24 protein-coding genes and 1 riboswitch are annotated in these 25,040 nt (G+C 61.1%); of the genes, 6 read left to right on the top strand and 18 right to left on the bottom strand.

Annotated features, from left to right (window positions below; all coding sequences use genetic code 11):
- Nucleotides 1-88 precede the first annotated feature (88 nt).
- From QMK52_RS15345 to cobO, 6 genes are read right to left on the bottom strand one after another with little or no spacing between them, the layout of a single operon-like run.
- On the bottom strand, nucleotides 89-1,540 hold the full coding sequence (locus QMK52_RS15345) for a cobyric acid synthase (RefSeq protein ID WP_320403040.1): 1,452 nt from the start codon (nucleotides 1,538-1,540) through the stop codon (nucleotides 89-91).
- On the bottom strand, nucleotides 1,537-2,526 hold the full coding sequence (gene cobD, locus QMK52_RS15340) for a threonine-phosphate decarboxylase CobD (RefSeq protein ID WP_320403039.1): 990 nt from the start codon (nucleotides 2,524-2,526) through the stop codon (nucleotides 1,537-1,539). The genes QMK52_RS15345 and cobD overlap by 4 nt, the downstream gene beginning before the upstream one ends.
- Nucleotides 2,519-3,427 carry an adenosylcobinamide-phosphate synthase CbiB gene (gene cbiB / locus QMK52_RS15335; RefSeq protein WP_320403038.1) on the bottom strand — a complete coding sequence of 303 codons (909 nt, stop codon included), beginning with the start codon at nucleotides 3,425-3,427 and terminating at the stop codon, nucleotides 2,519-2,521. Before cbiB ends, cobD begins: the two co-directional genes overlap by 8 nt.
- The gene (gene bluB / locus QMK52_RS15330; RefSeq protein WP_320403037.1) at nucleotides 3,424-4,074 is read right to left on the bottom strand and encodes a 5,6-dimethylbenzimidazole synthase; all 651 of its coding nucleotides are present in this window, start codon (nucleotides 4,072-4,074) and stop codon (nucleotides 3,424-3,426) included. Before bluB ends, cbiB begins: the two co-directional genes overlap by 4 nt.
- A complete protein-coding gene (locus tag QMK52_RS15325) occupies nucleotides 4,071-5,462 on the bottom strand; it encodes a cobyrinate a,c-diamide synthase (RefSeq protein WP_320403036.1) in 1,392 nt (463 codons plus the stop codon). Before QMK52_RS15325 ends, bluB begins: the two co-directional genes overlap by 4 nt.
- Entirely contained in the window at nucleotides 5,459-6,070 is a 612-nt protein-coding gene (cobO, locus tag QMK52_RS15320) for a cob(I)yrinic acid a,c-diamide adenosyltransferase (RefSeq protein ID WP_005790169.1), read from the bottom strand. Before cobO ends, QMK52_RS15325 begins: the two co-directional genes overlap by 4 nt.
- A gap of 78 nt (nucleotides 6,071-6,148) precedes the next feature.
- Nucleotides 6,149-6,395, bottom strand: a riboswitch (cobalamin riboswitch).
- A gap of 99 nt (nucleotides 6,396-6,494) precedes the next feature.
- Between cobO and QMK52_RS15315 the strand changes: the two genes are divergently transcribed.
- Nucleotides 6,495-7,808 carry a PQQ-dependent sugar dehydrogenase gene (locus QMK52_RS15315; protein ID WP_005790171.1) on the top strand — a complete coding sequence of 438 codons (1,314 nt, stop codon included), beginning with the start codon at nucleotides 6,495-6,497 and terminating at the stop codon, nucleotides 7,806-7,808.
- Between the two features lie 68 nt (nucleotides 7,809-7,876).
- Here QMK52_RS15315 and QMK52_RS15310 read toward each other — a convergent pair whose 3' ends face one another.
- The 5 genes from QMK52_RS15310 to QMK52_RS15290 all read right to left on the bottom strand — a co-directional run bounded on the left by QMK52_RS15310 (nucleotide 7,877) and on the right by QMK52_RS15290 (nucleotide 12,478).
- Nucleotides 7,877-8,416: a C40 family peptidase gene (locus QMK52_RS15310; protein ID WP_005790173.1), complete on the bottom strand. Its 540-nt coding sequence runs from the start codon at nucleotides 8,414-8,416 to the stop codon at nucleotides 7,877-7,879.
- A gap of 144 nt (nucleotides 8,417-8,560) precedes the next feature.
- Nucleotides 8,561-9,190, bottom strand: a complete 630-nt coding sequence (locus QMK52_RS15305) for a C40 family peptidase (protein WP_005790175.1) — start codon at nucleotides 9,188-9,190, stop codon at nucleotides 8,561-8,563.
- A gap of 209 nt (nucleotides 9,191-9,399) precedes the next feature.
- Nucleotides 9,400-10,104: a DnaA regulatory inactivator Hda gene (hda, locus tag QMK52_RS15300; RefSeq protein ID WP_005790177.1), complete on the bottom strand. Its 705-nt coding sequence runs from the start codon at nucleotides 10,102-10,104 to the stop codon at nucleotides 9,400-9,402.
- A 204-nt stretch (nucleotides 10,105-10,308) separates the two neighbouring features.
- Entirely contained in the window at nucleotides 10,309-11,382 is a 1,074-nt protein-coding gene (locus QMK52_RS15295; RefSeq protein WP_005790179.1) for an AI-2E family transporter, read from the bottom strand.
- 55 nt (nucleotides 11,383-11,437) lie between these two features.
- Nucleotides 11,438-12,478 carry a DUF2066 domain-containing protein gene (locus QMK52_RS15290; RefSeq protein ID WP_005790181.1) on the bottom strand — a complete coding sequence of 347 codons (1,041 nt, stop codon included), beginning with the start codon at nucleotides 12,476-12,478 and terminating at the stop codon, nucleotides 11,438-11,440.
- 355 nt (nucleotides 12,479-12,833) lie between these two features.
- Between QMK52_RS15290 and purM the strand changes: the two genes are divergently transcribed.
- From purM to QMK52_RS15270, 4 genes are all read left to right on the top strand, one after another.
- On the top strand, nucleotides 12,834-13,892 hold the full coding sequence (gene purM, locus QMK52_RS15285; RefSeq protein WP_005790182.1) for a phosphoribosylformylglycinamidine cyclo-ligase: 1,059 nt from the start codon (nucleotides 12,834-12,836) through the stop codon (nucleotides 13,890-13,892).
- Nucleotides 13,892-14,542: a phosphoribosylglycinamide formyltransferase gene (gene purN, locus QMK52_RS15280; protein ID WP_005790184.1), complete on the top strand. Its 651-nt coding sequence runs from the start codon at nucleotides 13,892-13,894 to the stop codon at nucleotides 14,540-14,542. Before purM ends, purN begins: the two co-directional genes overlap by 1 nt.
- Before the next feature lie 8 nt (nucleotides 14,543-14,550).
- Entirely contained in the window at nucleotides 14,551-15,264 is a 714-nt protein-coding gene (locus QMK52_RS15275) for a DUF3108 domain-containing protein (RefSeq protein WP_122732135.1), read from the top strand.
- A gap of 376 nt (nucleotides 15,265-15,640) precedes the next feature.
- Nucleotides 15,641-15,829 (top strand): hypothetical protein, encoded by a 189-nt coding sequence (locus tag QMK52_RS15270; RefSeq protein WP_003193064.1) that lies wholly within the window; start codon nucleotides 15,641-15,643, stop codon nucleotides 15,827-15,829.
- Nucleotides 15,830-15,922: 93 nt separating this feature from the next.
- Here QMK52_RS15270 and QMK52_RS15265 read toward each other — a convergent pair whose 3' ends face one another.
- The 7 genes from QMK52_RS15265 to QMK52_RS15235 all read right to left on the bottom strand — a co-directional run bounded on the left by QMK52_RS15265 (nucleotide 15,923) and on the right by QMK52_RS15235 (nucleotide 23,825).
- Nucleotides 15,923-16,468: a DUF2058 domain-containing protein gene (locus QMK52_RS15265; RefSeq protein ID WP_005790189.1), complete on the bottom strand. Its 546-nt coding sequence runs from the start codon at nucleotides 16,466-16,468 to the stop codon at nucleotides 15,923-15,925.
- 25 nt (nucleotides 16,469-16,493) lie between these two features.
- Entirely contained in the window at nucleotides 16,494-17,327 is an 834-nt protein-coding gene (gene mazG / locus QMK52_RS15260; protein ID WP_005790191.1) for a nucleoside triphosphate pyrophosphohydrolase, read from the bottom strand.
- A gap of 140 nt (nucleotides 17,328-17,467) precedes the next feature.
- Nucleotides 17,468-19,711: a GTP diphosphokinase gene (gene relA / locus QMK52_RS15255; protein WP_005790193.1), complete on the bottom strand. Its 2,244-nt coding sequence runs from the start codon at nucleotides 19,709-19,711 to the stop codon at nucleotides 17,468-17,470.
- A gap of 121 nt (nucleotides 19,712-19,832) precedes the next feature.
- Complete coding sequence (gene rlmD, locus QMK52_RS15250) at nucleotides 19,833-21,185, bottom strand: 23S rRNA (uracil(1939)-C(5))-methyltransferase RlmD (RefSeq protein ID WP_320403035.1); 1,353 nt, start codon at nucleotides 21,183-21,185, stop codon at nucleotides 19,833-19,835.
- Nucleotides 21,185-22,087, bottom strand: a complete 903-nt coding sequence (gene cysM, locus QMK52_RS15245; protein WP_320403034.1) for a cysteine synthase CysM — start codon at nucleotides 22,085-22,087, stop codon at nucleotides 21,185-21,187. The genes rlmD and cysM overlap by 1 nt, the downstream gene beginning before the upstream one ends.
- 231 nt (nucleotides 22,088-22,318) lie before the next feature.
- Nucleotides 22,319-22,924, bottom strand: a complete 606-nt coding sequence (locus QMK52_RS15240; protein ID WP_320403033.1) for a tRNA-uridine aminocarboxypropyltransferase — start codon at nucleotides 22,922-22,924, stop codon at nucleotides 22,319-22,321.
- A gap of 7 nt (nucleotides 22,925-22,931) precedes the next feature.
- Nucleotides 22,932-23,825, bottom strand: coding sequence for a LysR family transcriptional regulator (locus QMK52_RS15235; RefSeq protein WP_320403032.1), 894 nt, complete (start codon nucleotides 23,823-23,825; stop codon nucleotides 22,932-22,934).
- 149 nt (nucleotides 23,826-23,974) lie between these two features.
- Here QMK52_RS15235 and speB point away from each other — a divergent pair, with 149 nt between their 5' ends.
- The gene (gene speB, locus QMK52_RS15230) at nucleotides 23,975-24,925 is read left to right on the top strand and encodes an agmatinase (protein WP_005790202.1); all 951 of its coding nucleotides are present in this window, start codon (nucleotides 23,975-23,977) and stop codon (nucleotides 24,923-24,925) included.
- Nucleotides 24,926-25,040: the final 115 nt, after the last annotated feature.

Below are 25,040 nucleotides of genomic sequence, written 5' to 3'. Positions count from 1 at the left end.
CGCTGGCCGAACGCAGCAATGGATATGTACACCGACAGGCCGCCATCGGGAGCAAGCCCCCTCCCACATTTGCATCGCGTACACACTGTTAAATCCCACATAGGTTGCGCAACAAATCGGTGTCCAAATGGTGTTCAACCAGATCCGCCAACCGTTCGATATCACGCTCGCGCAACCCGTGATAATCCACCTCTTGCACCTCCTGCAATCCGGCCCACCGCAGCAAGGCACTGCACGCCGCCGGTGTTTCGAACAGCCCGTGCAGGTAGGTGCCGAGAATCTGCCCGTCAGCACTCAGCGCGCCATCGCTGCGACCATCGTCCAGCAGCACCGCAGCGCTGAGCAGGGCATCGCCTGATGTCACACCCGCGTGAATCTCATACCCACTCACTTCAGCATCTTCGAGCACCAAGCGTCCGCGCACATTGCGCAGCTGTTTCTGCTCCTCCAGCGTTGTAGTAAACGCCAGCAGCCCGAGGCCGGCACTGGACCCGGCCACCCCCTCCAGCCCAAGCGGGTCATGCACCTGCTCACCCAGCATCTGCAAACCGCCGCAAATCCCCAGCACCTTGCCGCCATAACGCAGATGCCGCGCCACGGCCGCATCCCAGCCATTGGCGCGCAAGAAGGCCAGATCGCTGCGTACGCTTTTGGAGCCAGGCAGGATGACCAGGTCAGCCGCAGGCATCGCCTGGCCCGGCCCGACAAACTGCAAATCCACCTGAGGATGCAGGCGCAGCGGGTCAAAGTCAGTGTGATTGCTGATCCGCGGCAACACCGGCACCACCACCTTGAGCACGTGGGCGGCCTTGTCGATCTGGCGCTGGTCGATGCCGTCTTCCGCCTCCAGGTGCAGGTCCATCACATAGGGCAACACGCCGACAACCGGCTTGCCGGTGCGCGCCTCCAGCCAATCCAGGCCAGGCTGCAACAGCGCGATATCACCGCGAAAACGGTTGATGATGAAGCCCTTGACCCGTGCCTGCTCGCTGGGCGACAGCAATTCCAGGGTACCGACCAGATGGGCAAACACGCCGCCGCGATTGATATCGGCGATCAACAGCACCGGGCAATCCGCCGCTTCGGCGAAGCCCATGTTGGCGATGTCATTGGCGCGCAGGTTGATCTCGGCCGGGGAGCCCGCACCTTCGACCATCACCACCGGGTAGGCTTGGCTCAAACGTGCGTGGGAAGCCAACACCGCCTGCATCGCAATGGCTTTGTAGTCGTGATAGGCCACGGCATTCATGCTGGTCACGGCGCGACCGTGGATGATCACTTGCGAGCCGGTGTCGCTGTTGGGCTTGAGCAGCACCGGGTTCATATCGGTGTGGGGTGCCAGGTTGGCGGCCTGGGCCTGCACCGCCTGGGCGCGGCCGATCTCGCCGCCTTCGGCCGTCACCGCGCTGTTGAGCGCCATGTTCTGCGGCTTGAACGGCGCCACCGCGACACCCTGGCGCACCAGCCAACGGCACAACGCGGTCACCAGGGTACTCTTGCCGGCGTCGGAGGTAGTGCCCTGCACCATCAGCGTACTCATGTGGCTTCCTTGTAAGCGGCCAAAGCCTCGTCCAGCCGCAACCAGTCGGCTTCGGTGTCGGGCAAGCCGAAACGCACGCTGCTGTCGTGCACAAACAGGCGCAGCAGGATGCCGCGCTGGGCCATGAATTCGTGCAGGCGCTCGGCATGAGGCGTGATCAGCCACTGGAACAATGCGCAGCCGCCGTGGGGTTGAAAGCCTCTGCGCTCAAGCAGTTCGAACAAGCGCTGGCCCGCTTCGATGCATCGATTGCGCTGGCGGGTGTGCCCATCCGTATCGCGCAGGCACGCTTGGCCCAATACCCGCGTCGGCCCGCTGACTGCCCAGGGCCCGACCTGTTCGGCCAGCAACTTGAGCAACTTGCGTTCGGCCAGCACAAAGCCCAGGCGTACACCGGCCAGGCCGAAAAACTTGCCGAACGAACGCAGTACGATCAAACCGACCTGATCGGCATGGCTCGCCAGGCTTGAATCGGGGGTCACGTCCATGAACGCTTCGTCCACCACCAGCCAGCCCCCGCGCTGGACCAGCCGCGCGTGCCAGTCCAGCAAGCGTTGCGGGGGCAGGCTCAGGCCCGTGGGGTTGTTGGGGTTGACCACCACCAGCACGTCGAGGCTGTCGAGAAAGAAGTCGACCTCCTGCTCCTGCACTTCACGCACCACATAACCGGCGCGGCGCCAGGCTTCGGCGTGCTCGGCATAGCAAGGCGAAAGCACGCCGACCTTGCCGGAGCGGCGCAGACGCGGCAGCAACTGGATCGCGGCCTGGGAGCCCGGCACCGGCAACAACTGGGCGGCGCCGTAATACTCGCAGGCGGCCTTCTCCAGGCCATCATCGGTTTCCGGCAAGCGGGCCCAGGCACGCAGCGGGATCTCGGGAATCGGCCACGGCCAGGGCGCCAGGCCACTGGACAGATCAAGCCAATCCGCTTCGGCAATCCCGTATTCAATCGCGGCCTTTCGCAGCCGGCCACCGTGTTCAAGCATAGATTTGCGCCCCTACGCACAAGACCAGCAGCCACAACCATACGCCGCGCTGCACCAGTTGCCAGCCACGATCAATGGAGGCGGCATCGGCCGGCGGGCCTTCGCCCAACTGCGGGCGCTGATGCACCTCGCCGTGATAAATCGCTGCGCCACCGAGTTCGACGCCCAACGCACCGGCACCGGCAGCCATCACCGGACCGGCGTTAGGGCTGTCCCACGTCGGGCCCTGGGTGCGCCAGCATTTGAGGGCCAGGCGGGTTTTGCCCAATAGCGCGTAGGTCAAGGCCACCAGTCGCGCAGGAATGTAGTTGAGCACATCGTCGATCTTTGCAGCCGCCCAGCCAAAACGCTCAAAGCGCTCGTTGCGATAGCCCCACATGGCGTCGAGGGTGTTGCTCAGGCGATAAAGCACCACGCCTGGCACGCCTGCCACCACAAACCAGAACAACGCGGCGAATACCGCATCGCTGCCGTTCTCCAGCACCGACTCGGTTGCGGCGCGCGCAACTTCGGTGCGGTCCAGTTCGCTGGTCTGGCGGCTGACCAGGTAACTCACGCGTTTGCGTGCCTCATCCAGATCATCGCTGCGCAGGGCCTGGGCCACCGGCGTCACATGCTCGCCCAGGCTGCGCATGCCCAAGGCGCAGTACAACGCCAGGATTTCCAGGAGCCAGCCGATATAAGGCGCCCACGATAACGCGGTGGCCAGCAAGGTCAGAGGCACCACTGCGATAAACCACGCGGTCACGCCATGGCTGCGCCAGCCACGCCCACCGCTATTGAAACGCTGCTCGATGCGCCCGGCGAAGTTGCCGAACGCCACCAGCGGATGCCAGCGCCTGGGCTCACCCAGCAGCGCATCCAGCGCCACCGCAGCGACACACAGCAAGGCCACACTCATTGACTCACTCCCCACGTGTTTTCATACAGCATGTCACTCAGCGGCCGCGGCTCGGTCCAGCCTTCGAGCTGCAACATCGGTGCCGGGTAGAACTCAGCCACCGGCCCCAGGCACAGTACGGCCAGGGGTTTCGCGCCGGGTGGCAGACCCAGCAGTTCGGCCAACGCCTGGGGTTCGAACAGCGACACCCAGCCCATGCCCAGGCCTTCCACGCGCGCCGCCAGCCACAGGTTCTGGATTGCGCAAGATAGAGACGCCATGTCCATTTCCGGCAAGGTGCGGCGCCCGAAGATGTGGCGCTCGCGATCATCCATCAGTGCAGCCACCAGTACCTCGGCGCAGTCGTTGATGCCTTCGACCTTGAGCTTCATGAAGTCATCGGAGCGCTCGCCCAGGGCCTGCGCGGTGCGCACGCGCTCTTCTTCCACCAACTGCTGGATCTGGCTGCGCAACCGGCGGTCGCTGATACGGATAAAACGCCATGGCTGCATCAGACCTACACTGGGTGCCTGGTGCGCGGCCTGGAGCAAGCGGTGCAACAGTTCCGGAGCAACGCTGCCGGCGGTGAAGTGGCGCATGTCGCGGCGTTCGGCGATGGCGCGGTAAACGGCCTGGCGGTCGGCCTCGGGGAAGGCGTTGTCAGTCATGGCCTCATCGGGGGCAAGCCCCCTCCCACATTGGATTGGGTTTCAACTCGGTCAACTGTGGGAGCTGACTTGCCTGCGATAGCGGTCTCAAGGTCTGGCGCGAACAACGCGGCCACCGCGCCAGGATTCGACGGAAAATAAAAGTGCACGTAGGAAGCGGTCAGCCGCCCTTGTCGGTAAACCGCTTCAGCCCCGCGCCCGCCGTTAGGGCTCAGGCCACGGGCGATCGGCGCCAATGCGGTGCTGGTCAAGGAGTGGTGGTAGGTGTGCCCGCGCAACGTGCCTTCCGGCAATTCGACACTTTGCAGGGCCAGGGCCGCGAGTTTCTTTTGCATCACCGCATCGCCTGGCAGCACGCCAACCAGTTCGGCTCTGTCGCCCTCTACATCCGTCAGCGAATCGAGCAGATAGAGCATGCCGCCACATTCGGCGAGCAGTGGCTTGCCGGCGGCGTGATGAGCACGGATGGCCTCCAGCATCGAGGTGTTTGCCGACAGCGCCTGGTGGTGCAGTTCCGGATATCCGCCTGGCAGGTAAAGGCTGTCTGCCTGCGGCAGTTGGCGATCATGAATAGGTGAGAAGAATGTCAGCTCTGCGCCCATGGCCCGCAGCAAATCCAGGCTGGCGCCATAGGTAAAGGCAAAGGCTTCGTCACGGGCGACGGCGATACGCACACCGGCAAGTAACGGTTCAGCCTTGATCACTTCGGGCGCGGCAAAGGTCACGGGCGGCGGCAGGGCCACTTCGCAGCTACTGCCCAATGCCTGGGCAGCAGCATCCAGGCGTACATCGAGGTCATTGAGTTCGCTGGCTTGCACCAGGCCCAGGTGGCGGCTCGGCAGTTCGATACCGGTCTCGCGGGATAACGCGCCGTACCAACGCAAGCCCTCGGTGAGGCTGCCTTCGAGCAACTGGGCATGGCGCAAGGTGCCGACACGGTTGGCCAGCACGCCGGCGAACGGCAGGTCGGGCTGATAGCGCGCCAGGCCCAGGGCCAGGGCACCAAAGGTCTGGGCCATGGCAGTCCCGTCGATCACCCCCAGCACTGGCACGCCGAAGTGCCGCGCCAGGTCGGCGCTGGAGGGGGTGCCGTCGAACAGCCCCATCACGCCTTCGATCAGGATCAAGTCGGCCTCCCCGGCCGCTTCCCACAGCAGACGACGACTTTCCTGCTCGCCCACCATCCACATGTCCAATTGATACACCGGCGCACCGCTGGCACGCTCGTGGATCATCGGGTCGAGAAAGTCCGGCCCGCATTTGAACACGCGCACCTTGCGCCCCAGGTTGCGATGCAAACGGGCCAGCGCAGCGGTGACCGTGGTTTTGCCTTGGCCGGACGCCGGAGCGGCGATCAAGACGGCTGGGCATTGGCGGGGCTGATTCAAAGTTCAACGCCCTTCTGTGCCTTGATACCGGCCTGGAACGCGTGCTTGAGCATGCCCATTTCGGTGACGGTGTCGCCCATTTCGATCAATTCAGGCTTGGCACCACGGCCAGTGACCACCACATGCTGCATCGGCGGGCGGGCTTGCAGGTCGCTTAGCACCTGGTCCAGGTCGAGGTAGCCGTGCTTGAGAGCGATGTTCAGTTCATCCAGCACCACCAGGCCAATGGAAGGGTCATTGAGCATTGCCCGCGACACCGCCCAGGCTGCTTCGGCGGCGGCGATATCGCGTTGACGATCCTGGGTTTCCCAGGTGAAGCCTTCGCCCATGACGTGGAAGCGAACTTGCTCGGGGAAGCGCCGGAAGAACAGCTCTTCGCCTGTGCTGTTGCGGCCCTTGATGAACTGCACCACACCGCACTGCATGCCGTGGCCCATGGCGCGGGCCAACATGCCGAAGGCCGAACTGCTCTTGCCTTTGCCGTTGCCGGTCAATACCAGCAACAAGCCGCACTCATTCGGCGAATTGGCGATGCGCTCGTCGATCACGGCTTTTTTGCGCAACATGCGCGCCAGGTGGCGTTCGTCGCGGTCGGGGGAATCGGTCATGGCAGCTCTCCGTTGGGGCTGGACAAAAACGGCGGGCAGGAAAAAGAAAAAACAGACAGCCAAGCATCGCCCACCGTGATGCTGTTGAATGTTCAAGGCCGGTCTCCGGACTCATGAGTGGCGCGTCTTGTCGAAGCAGCCGAGGGCGCGCCTTCCCATATCGCGGGCGATACAGTGGCAAACAGCACCGTCTTGACTCATTTACCGTTGCGGGGGCAGCGCCGGAATCGCGGCAGCACTGTGTACAAGTGCGCTCGCTCACCGGCTTCCCTGTTTCACCCTGTCGACGCGCACGCCACAGAGCACCTGGAACAAGCCGCGAAGGTTAGTGGGTTGGGGGTGGAGCGTCAATTAAAGCTGGCCTTGTACTTGAACCATCCGTACAGCGTGCTTCTCTACCCTTACAGGTATCAAGGAGAAAACCATGCCTAAAACCCGACTGGCCTTACTGATCATGCTCACCGGCAGCCTCGCCGCCTGCGGCGAAAGCTCCACCTTGCAAGTCTCCGATGGCACCGGGCCCTCGCCCAAACTGCCGGAGCCGAACAAGACGCTGATTCCCACCGTCAACATCGCCCCGGCGATCGGTTGGCCTGAAGGCGCCAAGCCAACGGCTGCCGCCGGCACCCAAGTGGCCGCATTCGCCGAGGGCCTGGAGCATCCACGCTGGCTCTACGTACTGCCCAACGGCGACGTGTTGGTGGCCGAGACCAATGCGCCACCCAAGCCAGACGACACCAAAGGCGTGCGGGGTTGGGTGATGGAAAAAGTCATGGGCCGCGCCGGTGCCGGTGTGCCGAGCCCGAACCGCATTACGTTGTTGCGCGATGCCGATCATGACGGCGTGGCCGAAACGCGTACGGTATTTCTGCAAAATCTGAATTCGCCGTTTGGCATGACACTGGTGGGCAACGACCTGTACGTGGCGGACTCGGACAAGTTGCTGCGTTTTCCTTATCAGCCAGGTGAAACCGCAATCACATCCCCAGGCACAACAGTCGTGGAGTTGCCAGGTGGCCCCTTGAACCACCACTGGACGAAAAATGTGGTGGCCAGCAAGGATGGCAGCAAGTTGTATGTGAGCGTCGGCTCCAACAGCAACGTCGGTGAAAATGGCCTGGACGCCGAACAAGGCCGCGCGGCCATCTGGGAAGTTGATCGCGCCACCGGCCAACACCGCATTTTCGCCTCCGGCCTGCGCAACCCCAACGGCATGGCCTGGGAGCCACAGAGCGGCAAACTGTGGACTGCGGTGAACGAGCGCGATGAAATCGGCAGCGACCTGGTGCCGGACTACATCACCTCAGTCAAGGATGGCGGCTTCTATGGCTGGCCCTTCAGCTATTACGGCCAGCATGTGGATGTGCGCGTCACGCCGCAAAACCTGGATTTGGTTGCCAAAGCCATCACGCCAGACTACGCGGTAGGCCCGCACACCGCTTCACTGGGGCTGACCTTCGCCGAGGGCAGCAAGTTGCCTGCGCAATTCAGCAACGGCGCGTTTATCGGCCAGCATGGTTCGTGGAATCGCAAGCCGCACAGTGGTTACAAGGTGATTTTTGTGCCGTTTGAAGGAGGCCAGCCGAAAGGACAGCCGGTGGATGTGCTGACGGGGTTTCTCAACAGCGACGAGAAAGCCATGGGCCGGCCGGTGGGCGTGGTGATCGACCAGCAAGGGGATTTGCTGGTGGCTGATGATGTGGGCAATAAGGTGTGGCAGGTGTCGGCAGCCAAATAACTCACCTCAAACACACCACAAAATAATGTGGGAGCAAGCCCCCTCCCACATTTGGATCTATGTACGACTCAAGGGTTGCGTGCCAGATTCCCCGGTAAAACCCGTTTCGCACTCAGGTAGGCATTCTGCCAATACGCTTTGGATAGCGTGTCGAGCTTAACCGTACCGCCGGTTTGCGGCGCATGCACAAAGCGCCCTTCCCCGACATAGATTCCCGCATGGCTGACCCGTGAACCACCGCCTGTGGCGAAGAACAGCAAGTCACCGGTTTGCAGGTTCTGCTCGCTGACGTCCTGGCCACGCATCACGATCAGTTCGCGGGTGGTGCGCGGCAGGGAAATGCCGGCGGCGTCGCGGAACACAAAGCCGATCAGGCCACTGCAATCAAACCCCGAATCCGGTGTGTTGCCGCCCCAGCGATAAGGCGTGCCGACCAGGCCCAACGCACGGAAGAGCACGTCTTCGGCAGCCGGCGAAAAATTCTGGGTGGCGTAGTTGAATACCGGCTTGGGCTTGACCGCTACAGGCGCGGGCGGCGGTGGGCGGCTGGCGCAGGCGCTGAGCAGCGCGGCGCAAACAATGAGCATCAGGCGGGCCGAGGTCGACATGTGCAGAACAATCCTGGTCTGGATGCGGCTTTCGCTGCCGAACGTTGAAAACCAGAACGCGCAAGCAAAGCTCGCGCGAACGGATAACAACAATGTCCAGGGATTCTAGCGCTTACACGTCAAACTTCAAGTATCACTTTAACTTTACTTACTAGCGGTAACCGTAGTCGGGGCCATGGCGAGTGCGCGCTTGGCTTCGATGAAGGTTTTGCTCCAGTAGCTGTCGCCCAGGTTATCGACCCGAACACCACCGCTGCGGCGGCTGCTGGAGTGGATAAACTGATTATCGCCCAGGTAGATACCGGCGTGGCTGACACGACCACGGCCACTGGTACTAAAGAAAAGCAGATCGCCCGGCTTGAGGTTGTTGCGTGCGACCAACGGTGCATCCACGTTGATCATTTCGCGGGTGGAGCGAGGCAGGTTCATGCCAGCTTCTTCACGAAACAGATAACCGATGAAACCGCTGCAATCGAAACCGGCTTCAGAGGTGCCGCCAAAACGGTAACGAGTACCGATCAGGGACTTGCCGCGTTCAAGAATGCTGTCGGCCAGAAGGGGCAGCTGGTAAGGCTTGCTGTCTGAAAACTCGGCGAGTTCTTTTTCGGTTGCCATCTCTTCTTCATAAACAGAAGCAGACTGTGCAGCAACGAACTTGGCCTGATTTTGAACCTGTGGTTTGGGCTGTTCTGCCACCTGTTGAGGGTGGGAGGCGCAACCAAACAATAGGGTAACGAGTGCGAGAGGCACGAGGGGTGCGAAGCGATTTAGCATGGGCACGACCGTGGCTGATGTGTAAAGAAGCCGAGACTATGCCCTCTATCACATCGATTTGCAAATTCAATCGTGATCTATGTGACTTATTGTTTGGACTATGCCATCTAAGCCGTAATTCCATTTATCACTGCACTTGCGTGGCCCGCTGGGCTCAAACGCAGGTTTTCTGGCGCCCGTAAATTGCCGATTGCTGGCAAATCAACGCCTTACCAACCCAGTGTTTCTTTGAGGAAAGGAATCGTCAATTTTCTTTGCGCCTGCAAGGAGGCCTGGTCAAGCTGCTCAAGCAAATCGAACAGCGCGCTCATGCTGCGGGTGCCACGAGTCAGGATAAAGTGCCCGACTTCGTCGGTCAGGTGCAGGCCACGTCGGGAAGCACGCAGCTGCAGGGCACGCAACTTGTCCTCATCGGACAACGGGCGCATCTGGAAGATCAGCGCCAGGGTCAGGCGCGACTTGAGGTCGGCCAGCTTCACCGGCAGCTCACGAGGCGATGTGGAAGCGGCGATCAGCAAACGACGACCGCTGTCGCGCAGGCGGTTGAACAGGTGAAACAGCGCTTCTTCCCAATCCGCCTTGCCGGCCACCGCCTGCAAGTCGTCCAGGCACACCAGTTCGTATTGCTCAAGGTTGTCGAAGATGCCGACACCGCGGTCCATCAACTCGGCCAGGGGCAAATACACTGCCGGCTCGCCCATCTGTTCGAAACGCAGGCACGCGGCCTGCAACAGGTGGGTACGCCCCACGCCATGCTTGCCCCACAGATAGATCAGGCTTTCAGTCCACCCGGCGTCGGCTTCGCAAAGCCGCTCCACATAGCCGAGTGCAGCGGCATTGGCGCCTGGGTAGTAATTGATAAAGGTAGCGTCATCACGCAGACGCACACCTAGGGGCAGCTGAATCGGTTTCATGCTGACTGAACGGCTCCCATCGAACCGTTAGTGGCCTCTGTGTAAAGTTTGCAAAGTTTATACCCGTGACGCCGGGTGCACAATGCAGCAGACCACAAGCAAAATCAAAGGTTTGCGTTAACCTGGCGGTTTTACGCGGATTGTTTGACGCCCCCTGCCCCACAAACAACAAACCCGGCCTTGGCCGGGTTTGTGACATTGCGATTACAACTCGGGCTCATCAACGCCCGTATACACGTCCGAATCCTTGTACAAGTCGTGAACATGACGCACCAGCACCATGATCACCGCCGCCACCGGCAGCGCCAGCAGAATGCCGGTAAACCCGAACAACTCGCCACCCGCCAGGATCGCAAAGATCACCGCCACCGGGTGCAGGCCAATCCGATCGCCTACCAGCAACGGCGTCAGCACCATGCCTTCCAATGCCTGGCCGACCATGAACACCGCGACAATCCCCAGCATTGGGTAGAGGTCGCCGCCAAACTGGAACAGACCGGCCACCAGCGCCGCACCGATACCAATCACAAAGCCCATATACGGCACGATGGCTGCCAGGCCTGCGATCAAGCCGATCAACAGCCCCAGCTCCAGGCCGATGGCCATCAAGCCAGCTGCGTAGATCACCCCCAGCGCCAGCATCACCAGCAACTGACCGCGAACGAATGCCCCCAGTACTTCATGGCATTCTGCAGCAAGGGAGACGATGCGTTCTTCACGGTCACGGGGCAGCAGGCTGCGGATCTTGGCCATCATGATGTCCCAATCACGCAGCAGGTAAAACGCCACCACCGGGATCAGCACCAGGTTGGTCAACCAGCCGATCAGTGCCAGGCTCGAAGCGGTTGCCTGGCTGAGCACCACCGTAACGATATCGGTGGTCTTGTCCATATGCTCGCTGATGGCCGCCTTGACCTTGTCGAACTTCCAGAACCCATCCGCCAACCCGAACTTGGACTGAGCCCACGGCATTGCCGTGTGCTGCAACCAGTCGAGCATCTGCGGCGCCAGCTCGTAGAGGCGAAACAGCTGCTTGGCCAGCATCGGCACCAGTATCAACACCAGCGCGGTGATAATCAGCGTGAACAGTGCGAACACCGTGACCACGCCCAAAGTACGCGACATACCGGCTTTTTCCAGGCGATCCACCACGGGATCGAACAGATAGGCGAGCAACAGCGCCACCAGAAACGGCGTCAGGATCGAATGCAGCAAGAACACAAAACCGCACAGCAGGACTATCCCGCCAAGCCACACCCAACGACGCGTATCCGCCATAAACCACTCCATCTATTATCGACGCCCTTCTTCTATATAGAAGAAGGAACACTATTTACCAACGAAAACGCAGTTGCGCCTGAGGCTCAGGTACAGCAGCCGGTTGCGTGCCATCGACCACAGGTTGCTGGGCCGGGACTTCACCTGCGGGAACTTCCTGCAACTTGGCCAGGCTCAATTGGGTACGCAACTGCTCAGCACTACCGTTGACGCGATACACAATGCGATTGCCATCCACCAACTGCGGCTGACCGCCAAAGGGTTCCAGCAACCGGCCCAGGGCGGCGTATCGCTCCAGGTTCATGCCTTGCACTTCAAGCAGCTGCTCGCTGCTCACGCCGGGCTTGACCGCAAAGCGCGGCGCCAGCTTTTGGCTGACCTCCAGCAATACAGCATCTGCCAGTGCGGCAGTATCAGCGCCTTGGACGGTACCTTGCTCAGACTTATCGCCCAGCCACAGACGCCATTTGGCCTGCCACTGATTACCTTCCTGGCGCGCATGCACAGCCAGCAACGCATCGGCTCCGTAGCGCTCGGAGGCTGCACGCAAGGGCGCAGCGTCCGCGCTTTCCAGATTCGGCGCAGTGGCAACCACTTGCTCATCCAGGTCGCCCAGCGGCAGGCGCAACGGCAAGCCACGGTGTTGCGCGGCGCGGCGCAGTGTCTGGGCAACCGCCTGGCCATCGCCGACCAGGCTGCTGCCTTCGGTGGAATCGTTCAGCCACCAACCGAGAATCGACGGCCGATTACTGCCCCAGATCGACAGGCCGGCATCACGCAAGGCGCGGTCGGTGCTGACCGGGTCGAAGTCCACTTGCAGGCTCTCGGGCGGGCCCGCGTCGTAGCCATATTGGGTGATGATTTGTTGCGGGTCCTTGCGGATTGCCGCCAGGCCCGGGCCGTCGGCGGCCTTGGCGTCGCCGGTGAGGCGGATCACCAGGGTCTGCACGGCGCGCTGGGTGGCCTGGTCACGCTCCTGGGGCGACTGGCTGCTGACCGGTTCGAGCACTTGATAGAGGCCATTGAGGGTTTCGGCATGACTCGCCAGGCTGACCAACGACAAACAGCCCACAAAGAAGAATTTACACAGACGCATGGAAGATTCCCGAACGACAAATTTAGCGGCTGGAACAGACCGCGTGAATCGGTTTAGCCAGGCTGTGACCACAGCACCCGGCAAAACATTCACAGGGCCTCGGTAAGTTTTTGTACTGTCATAACGATAGCGGGTTCAAGGCTATACCTTAATACGCCGCTTGGCAGAGCCGATCAGCATTTTTTAACCGGCTTTTTTAATCTATATGGCCCTGCCCGTCGGCCCGAGGATGGCCGCTGCCCTTCAAGCCTGATAAAATCGCGCGCCTTCGCAGACCGTCAACGGCAGCGGCCTTTTTAAAAAGCGCCCGCCCGCTCGGTCGTTACCCCTGAATCCCCCCCTAAAGGCCTGGATCATGAGCAAGCAACCCTCCCTGAGCTACAAGGACGCCGGTGTAGACATCGACGCCGGTGAAGCATTGGTCGAACGCATCAAGAGCGTCGCCAAGCGCACTGCGCGCCCTGAAGTCATGGGCGGCCTGGGCGGTTTTGGCGCCCTCTGCGAAATCCCGGCCGGCTACAAGCAGCCTGTACTGGTGTCCGGCACCGACGGCGTAGGCACCAAGCTGCGCCTGGCCCTGAACCTGAACAAGCACGACAGCATCGGCATCGACCTGGTTGCCATGTGCGTCAACGACTTGGTGGTGTGCGGCGCCGAGCCGTTGTTCTTCCTCGACTACTACGCCACCGGCAAGCTCAATGTCGAAACCGCAACCCAGGTGGTCACCGGCATCGGCGCCGGCTGCGAACTGTCGGGGTGCTCGCTGGTCGGCGGCGAAACCGCTGAAATGCCAGGCATGTACGAAGGCGAAGACTACGACCTGGCCGGTTTCTGCGTCGGCGTCGTGGAAAAGGCCGAGATCATCGACGGCTCCAAAGTGGCTGCCGGCGACGCCCTGCTCGCCCTGCCATCGTCCGGCCCGCACTCCAACGGTTACTCGCTGATCCGCAAGATCATCGAAGTGTCCGGCGCCGACATCGAGAACATCCAGCTCGACGGCAAGCCTCTGACCGACCTGCTGATGGCCCCGACCCGCATTTACGTCAAGCCACTGCTCAAGCTGATCAAGGACACCGGTGCCGTCAAGGCCATGGCCCACATCACTGGCGGCGGCCTGCTGGACAACATCCCGCGCGTCCTGCCAAAAGGCGCCCAGGCGATTGTCGACGTGGCCAGCTGGCAGCGCCCGGCAGTCTTCGATTGGCTGCAAGAGAAAGGCAACGTCAACGAAACCGAGATGCACCGCGTGCTGAACTGCGGTGTGGGCATGGTCATCTGCGTGGCGCAAGAGCACGTTGAAACCGCGCTGAACGTATTGCGTGAAGCCGGCGAGCAACCTTGGGTCATCGGCCAGATCGCCACTGCTCCGGAAGGCGCAGCCCAGGTTGAACTGAAGAACCTTAAGGCGCACTGATGCCTGCAACCTGTGATGTCGTGGTGCTGCTCTCCGGCACCGGCAGTAACTTGCAGGCCCTGATCGATAGCACGCGCAGCGGCGACAGCCCGGTGCGCATCGCTGCGGTGATTTCCAACCGCAGCGACGCCTACGGCCTGCAACGCGCCAGGGACGCGGGTATCGACACCCGCTCGCTGGATCACAAGGCGTTCGACGGCCGCGAGGCCTTCGACCGCGCCCTGGTCGAACTGATCGACGCCTTCAATCCCAAGCTCGTCGTGCTTGCCGGCTTCATGCGCATCCTCAGTGCTGATTTCGTGCGGCACTACGAAGGGCGCCTGCTCAATATCCACCCTTCCCTGCTGCCCAAGTACAAAGGCATGCACACCCATCAGCGCGCCCTCGACGCCGGCGACAGCGAGCATGGCTGCAGCGTGCACTTTGTCACCGAGGAACTCGATGGCGGGCCTCTGGTCGTACAGGCAGTGGTTCCGGTAGAGTCAGGCGACTCAGCGCAGACGCTTGCGCAACGGGTTCATACCCAGGAACACAGGATTTACCCGCTGGCTGTTCGCTGGTTTGCCGAGGGACGGTTGATTCTTGGCGACCAGGGTGCATTATTGGACGGTCAGTTACTCGCGGCCAGCGGCCACTTGATTCGAACCTAGGAGATTTTATGCGTCGCGCCCTGCTCTTCGCTTTTGCGCTGTTCGCTTTGCCTGCCGTACAAGCGGCAGACCTTCACCCTTTCTCCGTCAGCTACACCGCCGACTGGAAGCAACTGCCCATGAGTGGTTCGGCTGAACGCAGCCTGACCAAAAACGGCGACGGCACCTGGACCTTGAACTTCAAGGCCTCGATGATGATTGCCAGCCTGACCGAAACCAGTGTGATCCTGTTCGACAAGGACACCCTGCAACCCAAGAGCTACAGCTTCGAGCGCGGCGGTTTGGGCAAGGCCAAGAAGATCAACCTGGATTTCGACCAGGCGAACAAGAAAATCACCGGCTTTGAAAACAAGGATCCGGTCAACGTCACCCTCGAAAGCGGCATGCTCGACAAGTCCACGTATCAGCTCGCCCTTCAGCGCGACGTGGCTGCCGGCAAGAAGAGCATGAGCTACCGAGTGGCCGAAGGCACTGATGTCGATACCTATGACTTCCGTGTGATTGGCCCGGAAAAGGTTCAGACCAAGGTAGGCTCCATTGACGCGATCAAAGTTGAACGCGTACGTGATCCCTCCCAGAGCAAGCGCATCACGCAGATGTGGTTTGCCAAGGACCAGGGCGGCATTCTGGTTGCCCTGCGCCAGGTTGAGACCGATGGCAAGGAATACAACATCATGCTGCAGGATGGCACCGTTGATGGCCAGGCCGTCAAGGGCAGCTGATTGCAGATGTGCTGGAAAAGAGCCTCGCTGAATGCGGGGCTTTTTTTTGCCTGGAAATTTTACTGTGAAGCTTATGACGCTATCGGGAGCAAGCCCCCTCCCACAGTGGAATGCATTTCAAATGTGGGAGGGGGCTTGCTCCCGATAGCGGTGGTAGGGCCGACAAAGGTCTTATTGCTAGAAGCAAACATGAAACTTTTGTCATAAAACTCATGCCCCTGCGACCGAATGCCACGGGTTTAGCGGCCTGCGCGATTGTTGCGTTTCCTGCAATGAATTGTTGCGCGCAAAACCCATTTACTTAGCAAGCTAACAAATTATATAACAAAGGCCTGCGACGACTTGCCGCAGATCAACCAGAGATTGGAGCAAGCAGATGACTGTAAAAGTAACTGAACGCGACGATGAGCATATGTCCCATGAAGCAGTAGGCCACGGGATTCACATCTGGGATGTCCATCAGCAAGACGTATTGGTCGGCATGTTCCACAACGAGAGCGACGCCCACAATTATAAAAACGAGCTCGAGACTCTCGAACTGCAACGCCAGGCAAAAAGCTCCTGAAACACTGAAATCATGTGGACGCCCGGCCCACGCAGCCGGGCCGTCTACACACAAAAACCCCGCCTTTGAGCGGGGTTTGTTGTTTCTACAGCCTTACCACATCAGATCATCCGGGATCTGGTACGCGGCGTACGGATCATCCTCATCCGGCACCTGGCTTTCGGTGAGGATGTTCATCTGCACGATACGTTCCGGCGCCCGCTCCTGGATCTTCAGCGCCGCTTCACGCGGGATCACCTCATAGCCGCCACCGTGGTGCACGATCGCCAAGGAGCCGTTGCTCAGCTTGTTGCGCATCAAGGTGTTGACCGACAGGCGCTTGACCTTCTTGTCATCGACAAAGTTGTAGTAGTCCTCGGTGGTCAACTTGGGCAAGCGCGAGGTTTCGATCAACTGCTTGACCTGGGCAGTACGCGCCTTGGCCTCGGCTTTTTCCTGCTGCTGGCGGTTGAGCTCCTGGTCACGCTTGACCTTCTCGGCGTGTGCCTCAGCGGCCAGGCGTGCCTGGGTATCATCGACTTCGGCCTGGCCCTTGTGGACCAGACGCTGCTGCTTCTGCTTCTCTTTGCCGACCTGCTTGGCCTGCTTTTGGTTGACCAGACCTGCTTTGAGCAACTGGTCGCGAAGGGAAAGGCTCATGGTGCTTACTCACTTAGGCAGCTGCTCAACCGCAGCTGGACACATTCTTTTCCTGGCGTTTGGCTTCGCCCCACAGGGCGTCCAACTCTTCGAGGGTGCAATCTTCTATGGGTTGGTGCGTATCGCGCAATGCCTGTTCGATAAATCGGAAACGTCGTTCGAACTTGGCATTGGCATCGCGCAGTGCGGTTTCCGGGTCAACCTTGAGGTGACGGGCCAGGTTGACGGCGGCAAACAGCAGGTCACCGACTTCATCGGCAATGGCCTGCGGATCGTTATCGGCCATGGCTTCGAGCACTTCATCCAACTCTTCACGCACGTTGTCCACCACCGGCAAGGCGGCTGGCCAGTCGAAACCGACCTGGCTGGCGCGCTTTTGCAATTTGGCCGCACGGGACAGTGAAGGCAAGGCCGTTGGCACATCATCCAGAAGGGAAAGTTGCTCAGGTGCGTCGGATTTTTCCGCACGCTCCTCGGCCTTGATCTGCTCCCAGCGCTCCTTGACCTGTTCTTCGCTCAATTGCGGAATATCCAGCGGTGCATACAGATCGCCAGTGGGAAACACATGGGGATGGCGTCGAATCAGCTTGCGCGTGATGCTGTCGATCACCCCGGCAAATTCGAAGCGCCCTTCTTCTCGGGCCAACTGGCTGTAATACACCACCTGGAATAACAGGTCGCCCAACTCGCCTTGCAGGTGATCGAAATCGCCACGCTCGATGGCGTCGGCCACTTCGTAGGCTTCTTCGAGGGTATGCGGGACGATTGTTGCGTAGGTTTGCTTGATGTCCCACGGGCAGCCGTATTGCGGGTCGCGCAGGCGGTTCATCAGGTGCAGCAGGTCATCTAGTGAATACATCAATCTCTTTCCACTGAAGATCCAATGTGGGAGGGGGCTTGCTCCCGATAGCGGTGTTTCAGTCACCAGATGTATCAACTGATAGGCAGCTATCGGGAGCAAGCCCCCTCCCACACTTTAAACGGCGTTCACCCAGTTACTCATGGGGTACGGTTACGCCGCGTCTCGATGATGTTCGGCAACTGGGAAATCCTCCCAAGCAACCGCCCCAGCGCATCCAGGCCCGGAATCTCGATGGTCAGGGACATCAACGCCGTGTTGTCCTCTTTGTTCGAGCGGGTGTTGACCGCCAGCACGTTGATCCGCTCGTTGAGCAGCACTTGCGAGACGTCACGCAGCAAGCCGGAACGATCGTAGGCACGGATGATGATGTCCACCGGGTAAGTGAGCACCGGCACCGGCCCCCAACTGACCTGGATAATCCGCTCCGGCTCGCGCCCGCCCAGCTGCAGCACCGAGGCGCAGTCCTGGCGGTGAATGCTCACGCCACGGCCCTGGGTGATATAGCCGACGATGGCGTCGCCCGGCAACGGCTGGCAGCAGCCGGCCATTTGCGTCATCAGGTTGCCCACGCCCTGGATCTGGATATCGCCACGCTTGCCCGGTTTGTAGCCGGTGGCCTTGCGTGGGATCAGTTCCAGCTGTTCGTTGCCGCGCTCGGGCTCGACCAGTTGCTGGGCCAGGTTGACCAGTTGCGCCAGGCGCAGGTCACCGGCACCGAGGGCGGCGAACATGTCTTCGGCGATCTTCATGTTGGCCTTTTCGGCCAGCTTGTCGAAGTCCACCTGAGGCAGGCCCAGGCGCGCCAGTTCGCGTTCGAGCAGGGTCTTGCCGGCGGCGACGTTCTGGTCGCGCGCTTGCAGTTTGAACCAGTGGACGATCTTCGCCCGCGCCCGCGAGGTGGTGATATAGCCCAGGTTCGGGTTCAGCCAGTCGCGGCTCGGCGTGCCGTGCTTGCTGGTGATGATCTCGACCTGTTCACCGGTTTGCAGGCTGTAGTTGAGCGGAACGATGCGCCCGTTGATCTTGGCGCCCCGGCAGTTATGGCCGATTTCGGTGTGCACGCGGTAGGCAAAATCCAGCGGCGTGGCGCCCTTGGGCAAGTCAATGGCATGGCCGTCAGGGGTGAAGATATAGACCCGGTCCGGCTCGATATCCACCCGCAGCTGTTCGGCCAGCCCGCCGATGTCGCCGAGTTCTTCGTGCCATTCCAGCACTTGGCGCAGCCAGGAGATTTTCTCTTCGTACTGGTTGGACCCGGCCTTGACGTCGGTGCCCTTGTAGCGCCAGTGCGCGCACACGCCCAGCTCGGCCTCTTCGTGCATCGCGTGGGTGCGGATCTGCACTTCCAGCACCTTGCCTTCAGGGCCGATCACCGCAGTGTGCAGCGAGCGGTAGCCGTTTTCCTTGGGGTTGGCGATGTAGTCGTCGAACTCCTTGGGGATGTGGCGCCACAGGGTGTGGACGATCCCCAGCGCGGTGTAACAGTCGCGCATTTCCGGCACCAGCACGCGCACCGCCCGCACGTCGTAGATCTGGCTGAAGGCAAGGCCCTTGCGCTGCATTTTGCGCCAGATGGAATAGATGTGCTTGGCGCGGCCGCTGATGTCGGCGTCTACGCCGGTTGCCTGCAGCTCGGAACGCAGTTGGCCCATCACGTCGCTGATAAAGCGCTCGCGATCCAGGCGCCGCTCGTGCAGCAACGTGGCGATCTGTTTGTATTGGTCCGGCTCCAGGTAGCGAAAGGACAGGTCCTCCAGCTCCCACTTGATGTGGCCGATGCCCAGGCGGTGGGCCAGCGGCGCGTAGATGTCGAAGACTTCGCGGGCGACGCGGTTGCGCTTTTCGTCGTCGGCGGTCTTCACCGCACGGATCGCGCAGGTACGCTCGGCCAGCTTGATCAAGGCGACGCGCACGTCGTCGACCATCGCCACCAGCATCTTGCGCAGGTTTTCCACCTGGCCCTGGGTGCCCAGCACCATCGACTGGCGTGGGCTGAGGCTGGCACTGATGGCCGCCATGCGCAGCACGCCGTCAATCAGTTTGGCCACCACCGAACCGAAACGCTGGCCAACCGTGGCCAACGGAATATGCCCTTCGCGCACGCCGCGATACAGCACGGCGGCGATCAGCGAATCCTGGTCCAGCTTGAGATCGGCGAGGATCTCGGCGATTTCCAACCCGGTGCGAAAGCTTGAAGTGCCTTCGGCCCACAGGTTCTTGGCCGCATTGTCTTGCTGCTCAGACTCACGAGCGAACTCGCAGGCTGCTTTCAAGGCTTCACGGTCCAGTGCCGGGTCGACACTGACGGCATGATCCAGCCATGCCTCGAGATTGATACTGCCGTCGGTGTTGATCGGCTGGTGTGCTCTCACCTGTACCATCTTGCTTACCTTCCCTACGACGCACCTTTGATGCGCCAAAATCATCGCCGACTTTTACTGCGAGCTCCGTAGCAGTACCAAGGCCTTGGAGAACGCAGGCCAGTCGGATTAAACGGGCATCCTAGCCCGCTTCAAATAACGCCATGGCCTCGACATGCGCAGTCTGCGGAAACATGTCGAGAATCCCGGCACGCTTTAGCCGGTAGCCTTGCTTGACCAACTCAACCGTGTCCCGCGCCAGCGTGGCTGGGTTACAGGACACATACACCAGGCGCTTGGCTCCAAGGGTGGCGAGCTTGCGCACAACCTCTTGGGCACCATCGCGGGGTGGGTCCAAGAGTACCGCAGAAAAGCCCTGTTTGGCCCATGGTGCGTCAGTCAAAGGTTGAGACAGGTCGGCCTGAAAGAACTGCACGTTAGGCAAATGGTTGCTCGCGGCATTGAGTGCCGCACGGTCCACCATGGTCTGCACACCCTCTACCGCCACCACTTCGCGCACCTGGCGCGCCAGCGGCAAGGCGAAGTTGCCAAGGCCGCAAAACAGGTCCAGCACCCGTTCGTCGGCTTGTGGCGCGAGCCACTCCAATGCCTGGGCAACCATCGCCTGATTGACCCCGGCGTTGACCTGCACAAAATCTCCCGGCCGGTAAGCCAGTTCCAGATTCCAGGCATCCAGGCGAAACCCCAGGGCCTGGTCGGGCTCGACAGGTTCCGGCTGACCCTCGCCATGCAGCCATAATTGGGCTTCATGGAAGGTGCAGAATTCTTTCAGGATCAGCAGGTCTGCTTCGGACAGCGGTGCCATATGCCGCAGCAACACAGCGATGGACGAACCACTGAACAGCTCCACATGCCCCAGCGCCTGCGGTTTGCTCAGGCGACGCAGCATATTCGGCAAGCGCTGCATGATCGGTTGCAAGGCTTGTACCAGCACCGGGCAGTCGTTGATAGCGACGATGTCCTGACTGGCCACGGCGCGAAAACCCACTTCGAGTTTCTTCGCCTTGGCGTCCCAACGTACGGCCACACGGGCGCGACGCCGGTAACCGAACTCCGGCCCGCTCAACGGCGGCGCCCACTCTTGCGGTTCGACACCTGCCACCCGCGACAGTTGTTCGGCGAGCATGCGCTGTTTCAGGGCAAGTTGCTGGTCATGGGGCAGATGCTGCACGCTGCAACCGCCGCAGCGGCCAACGTGGGCGCAGGGTGCCGGGCGCCGTAGCTCACTGGCCTTGAACACCCGCTCGGTGCGGGCCTCAACCACTTTGCCGTGGGCGCCCAACACCCGCGCTTCGACTTCTTCGCCGGCCAGCGCGCCATTCACAAACCAGGTGCGGCCTTCAAAGAACACAATGCCACGGCCATCATTGGCCAGGCGTTCGATGGTCAGGCGCTGTTTCTTGCCCACCGGGATCTGCGGGGCCCGGCTGCCGCCTGTCGGCTGGAAGCGCAGGCCTCTCTCGTGCTTGGCCATCAGTTGGGTTCGTCGAAGATGCCGGTCGACAGGTAGCGGTCGCCTCGGTCACAGATGATCGCGACGATCACCGCGTTTTCCACTTCTTTGGACAAGCGCAACATACCGGCCACGGCGCCGCCGGAGGACACGCCGCAGAAGATGCCTTCTTCACGGGCCAGACGGCGCGTAGTGTCTTCGGCTTCGCGCTGGGCCATGTCGATGATGCGGTCTACGCGCGTCGCGTTGTAGATCTTCGGCAAGTACTCTTCGGGCCAGCGGCGGATACCGGGGATGGCCGCGCCTTCCATCGGTTGCAGACCGACGATCTGGATCGCAGGGTTCTGCTCCTTCAGGTAGCGCGAGTTGCCCATGATGGTGCCGGTGGTGCCCATGGAACTGACGAAATGGGTAATGGTGCCCTGGGTCTGGTGCCAGATTTCCGGGCCGGTGCTGGTGTAGTGCGCTTCGGGATTGTCACCGTTGGCGAACTGGTCCAGCACCACGCCACGGCCTTCGGCGGCCATACGCTCGGCGAGGTCACGGGCGCCTTCCATGCCTTCTTCCTGGCTCACCAGAATAAGCTGGGCACCGTAAGCGGTCATCGCCGCCTTGCGCTCGGCACTGCCGTTGTCGGGCATGATCAACACCATCTTGTAGCCCTTGATCGCCGCGGCCATGGCCAGGGCGATGCCGGTGTTACCCGAGGTGGCTTCGATCAGGGTGTCGCCTGGCTTGATCTGCCCGCGCAACTCGGCGCGGGCGATCATCGACAGCGCCGGGCGGTCCTTGACCGAGCCGGCCGGGTTGTTGCCTTCGAGTTTGAGCAACAGGGTATTGCTGGTTTCACCCGCCATGCGTTGCAAGCGGACCAGGGGCGTGTTGCCGACGCAATCGGCGATTGTTGGGTACTGCAAGGTCATGGCGTATTCGCAATCCAGACTGCGGGGGCGGACATCATACCGGGAAAGGCCGGCGGGCCATATCACGCAAAGTGTGGTGCTTATGGCTTATAGGAATAAGCTAATAAAGTGGCGCCGGTTGGGACGCCATCGGGAGCAAGCCCCCTCCCACAGTTGATCGCGTTCCAACATGAGAATACGGTCGACTGTGGGAGGGGGCTTGCTCCCGATGGCCGCACCTCGATAAACCTGCTACTCCCGCCGCCCGCCGCCATGATTTTTCTGAAAAACCTTCTCCCCCATCGCCGCAATCTGCCCTTCGATCAGTGCTTCAAAGGGTTTGAGCAGCGGCTCGAACGATACCGGCGCTTCCAGTACCTGCAGCGCTTGCACGATTGCTTCGACCGTTGACAAGGCGCCAGGCCCCGGCGCCTTGCGCAAGCGATAGCGGGAAACGCCGCCTAGGGCCAATCTCACCCGGGGCAACGCCGCCAGCAAAGGGTTGAGGTGCAACAGCTTGCGCGCCTTGCGCCAGGTGCCATCGGGAACCACCAATAACAATGGCTGATCGTCAGGTGCGTAAGCGTGCAGCGGCTCGGCATCATCGGCCGGAAACAACAATCGCGCCCGATAACCAGGCGGGTTTAATAACGTCGCCAGATCATCAAACACCTCCCCCACCACCAACTGCGCATTATTCAAGCCCAACGCCGCCAACCTCGCGGTATTGAGCGCATGGCCGACCTCGCTCGGGTGCTGCAACAGCAACACGCGGGTGCGGCTGTCGAGGGTCGGGATCAGTGCACAGAGGCAATGAGTGGTCGGCCGCAAGCATTGCGGGCATTGGGGTCTGGGCATGGTTTTTTCAGGCCTGGTTGAGCTGGGTCTTGAGCAAGTCGCGGAAGGTCTGGATCAGCGGTTCACGGCTACGGCCACGGCGCATGATCATCGAGAACGGCGCCTGGTAGCCGAAGGTCGCCGGCAGTAACACGCGCAGGTCACCCTTGTCGGCCCAGGCCTGGGCGTAGTGTTCGGGCAGGTAACCGATGTAGGCGCCGGACAATACCAGGATCAACTGCGCTTCCATACTTTCCACGGTCGCGGCGCTGTGTTTGAAGCCCTGGCGCGCCAGCTCGGCCTGGCTCCAGTAGCCGCGGCCGACCATACGTTGCTGAGTGATGACCTGTTCGGGAATACGCCGCTCGCTGAACAGCGGGTGCCGGTTGCTGCAATACAGCCAGTGCTGTTCGCGGTACAGCGGCATATAGATCAGCCCGCTCATACGGTTGGAGAACGCACCGATTGCCAGGTCCAGGCGGTTGTCCTGTACGCCCAGTTGCAGTTCGTAGGGGCTCATCACCGACAGATTCAGGTGAACCGCCGGATGTTCCAGGCTGTAGGCGCCAATCACTTCGGCGAACGGCAGGGCCTTGTCGCTGACGGTGGAATCAAGCACGCCCAGCTTGAGCGTACCGCGCAACTCGCCTTTGAGCGCGGCAGCGTATTGCTCGAAGCCCTCGAGCTCGCCCAACAGGCGCAGGGTTTCCTGATGAAACAGCTCGCCTTTGCTGGTCAGGCTGAAGCCGCCACGTCCTCGATGGCACAGCACCAGGCCCAGCGCGGATTCGAGTTGGCTCATATACGTGCTGATGGCCGACGTCGACAGGTTGAGTTCGTGCTGGGCATTGGCGAACCCCTGGTGGCGCACGACGCTGACGAAGATGCGCAGGAGTTTCAGGTCGGGCAAGGCGTTGGCCATGGTCGGCTCCGGACAGGGATGCGTGCAGTCTACCTCCCTGCATTAGTTTAGAAAAATCTGAACTAAGTATTTGCCCCTGCCGATTCTTCCTGCCCCAGGCTTTTCGCAGAATCGGCCATCAATAAACAAAACAACGATGAGGCAATCCCGTGGACAAGATTTTCCACCAACCACTGGGCGGCAACGAAATGCCGCGCTTCGCCGGCATCGCCACCATGATGCGCCTTCCCCACCTGCAAACGGCCAAGGGTCTGGACGCTGCCTTTATCGGCGTGCCCCTGGATATCGGCACCTCGCTGCGCGCCGGCACACGCTTCGGGCCTCGGGAAATCCGCGCCGAGTCGGTGATGATCCGCCCCTACAACATGGCCACCGGCGCTGCACCGTTCGACTCACTGTCAGTGGCCGACATCGGCGACGTGGCGATCAATACCTTCAACCTGCTCGACGCCGTGCGCATCATCGAAGAAGCCTACGATGAAATTCTTGAGCATGACGTGATCCCCCTGACCCTGGGCGGCGACCACACCATCACCCTGCCGATCCTGCGGGCGATCCACAAGAAACACGGCAAGGTCGGGCTGGTGCACATCGATGCCCATGCCGACGTCAACGACCATATGTTCGGCGAAAAAATCGCCCACGGCACCACCTTCCGCCGCGCCGTGGAAGAAGGTTTGCTCGATTGCGACCGCGTGGTGCAGATCGGCCTGCGTGCCCAGGGCTACACCGCCGAAGATTTCAACTGGAGCCGCAAGCAAGGCTTTCGCGTAGTCCAGGCCGAAGAATGCTGGCACCAATCCCTGGCGCCGTTGATGGCCCAAGTGCGGGAAAAAGTCGGCGGCGGCCCGGTGTACCTCAGCTTCGACATCGACGGCATCGATCCCGCCTGGGCACCCGGCACCGGCACCCCGGAAATCGGCGGGCTGACCACCATCCAGGCGATCGAGATCATCCGTGGCTGCCAGGGCCTGGATCTGATTGGTTGTGATCTGGTGGAAGTTTCGCCGCCCTACGACACCACCGGCAACACCTCGCTGCTGGGCGCCAACTTGCTGTACGAGATGCTCTGCGTATTGCCTGGCGTCGCGCATCGCTGATGCCTTCACGATAACAATCAAGGGGATCGCGCAGATCCCCATCCAACGATGTACCTGACCTTCGCTCGCGTATTGACCGAGCCGGCTGCCGCCTGATCGCCCATAAAAAAGATAA

It is taken from the genome of Pseudomonas sp. P9_2 (assembly GCF_034008255.1).
GTDB lineage: Bacteria > Pseudomonadota > Gammaproteobacteria > Pseudomonadales > Pseudomonadaceae > Aquipseudomonas > Aquipseudomonas synxantha_A.
Note: the sequence above shows the minus strand (reverse complement) of the source record. Positions and strands in the feature narration are given on the sequence as shown.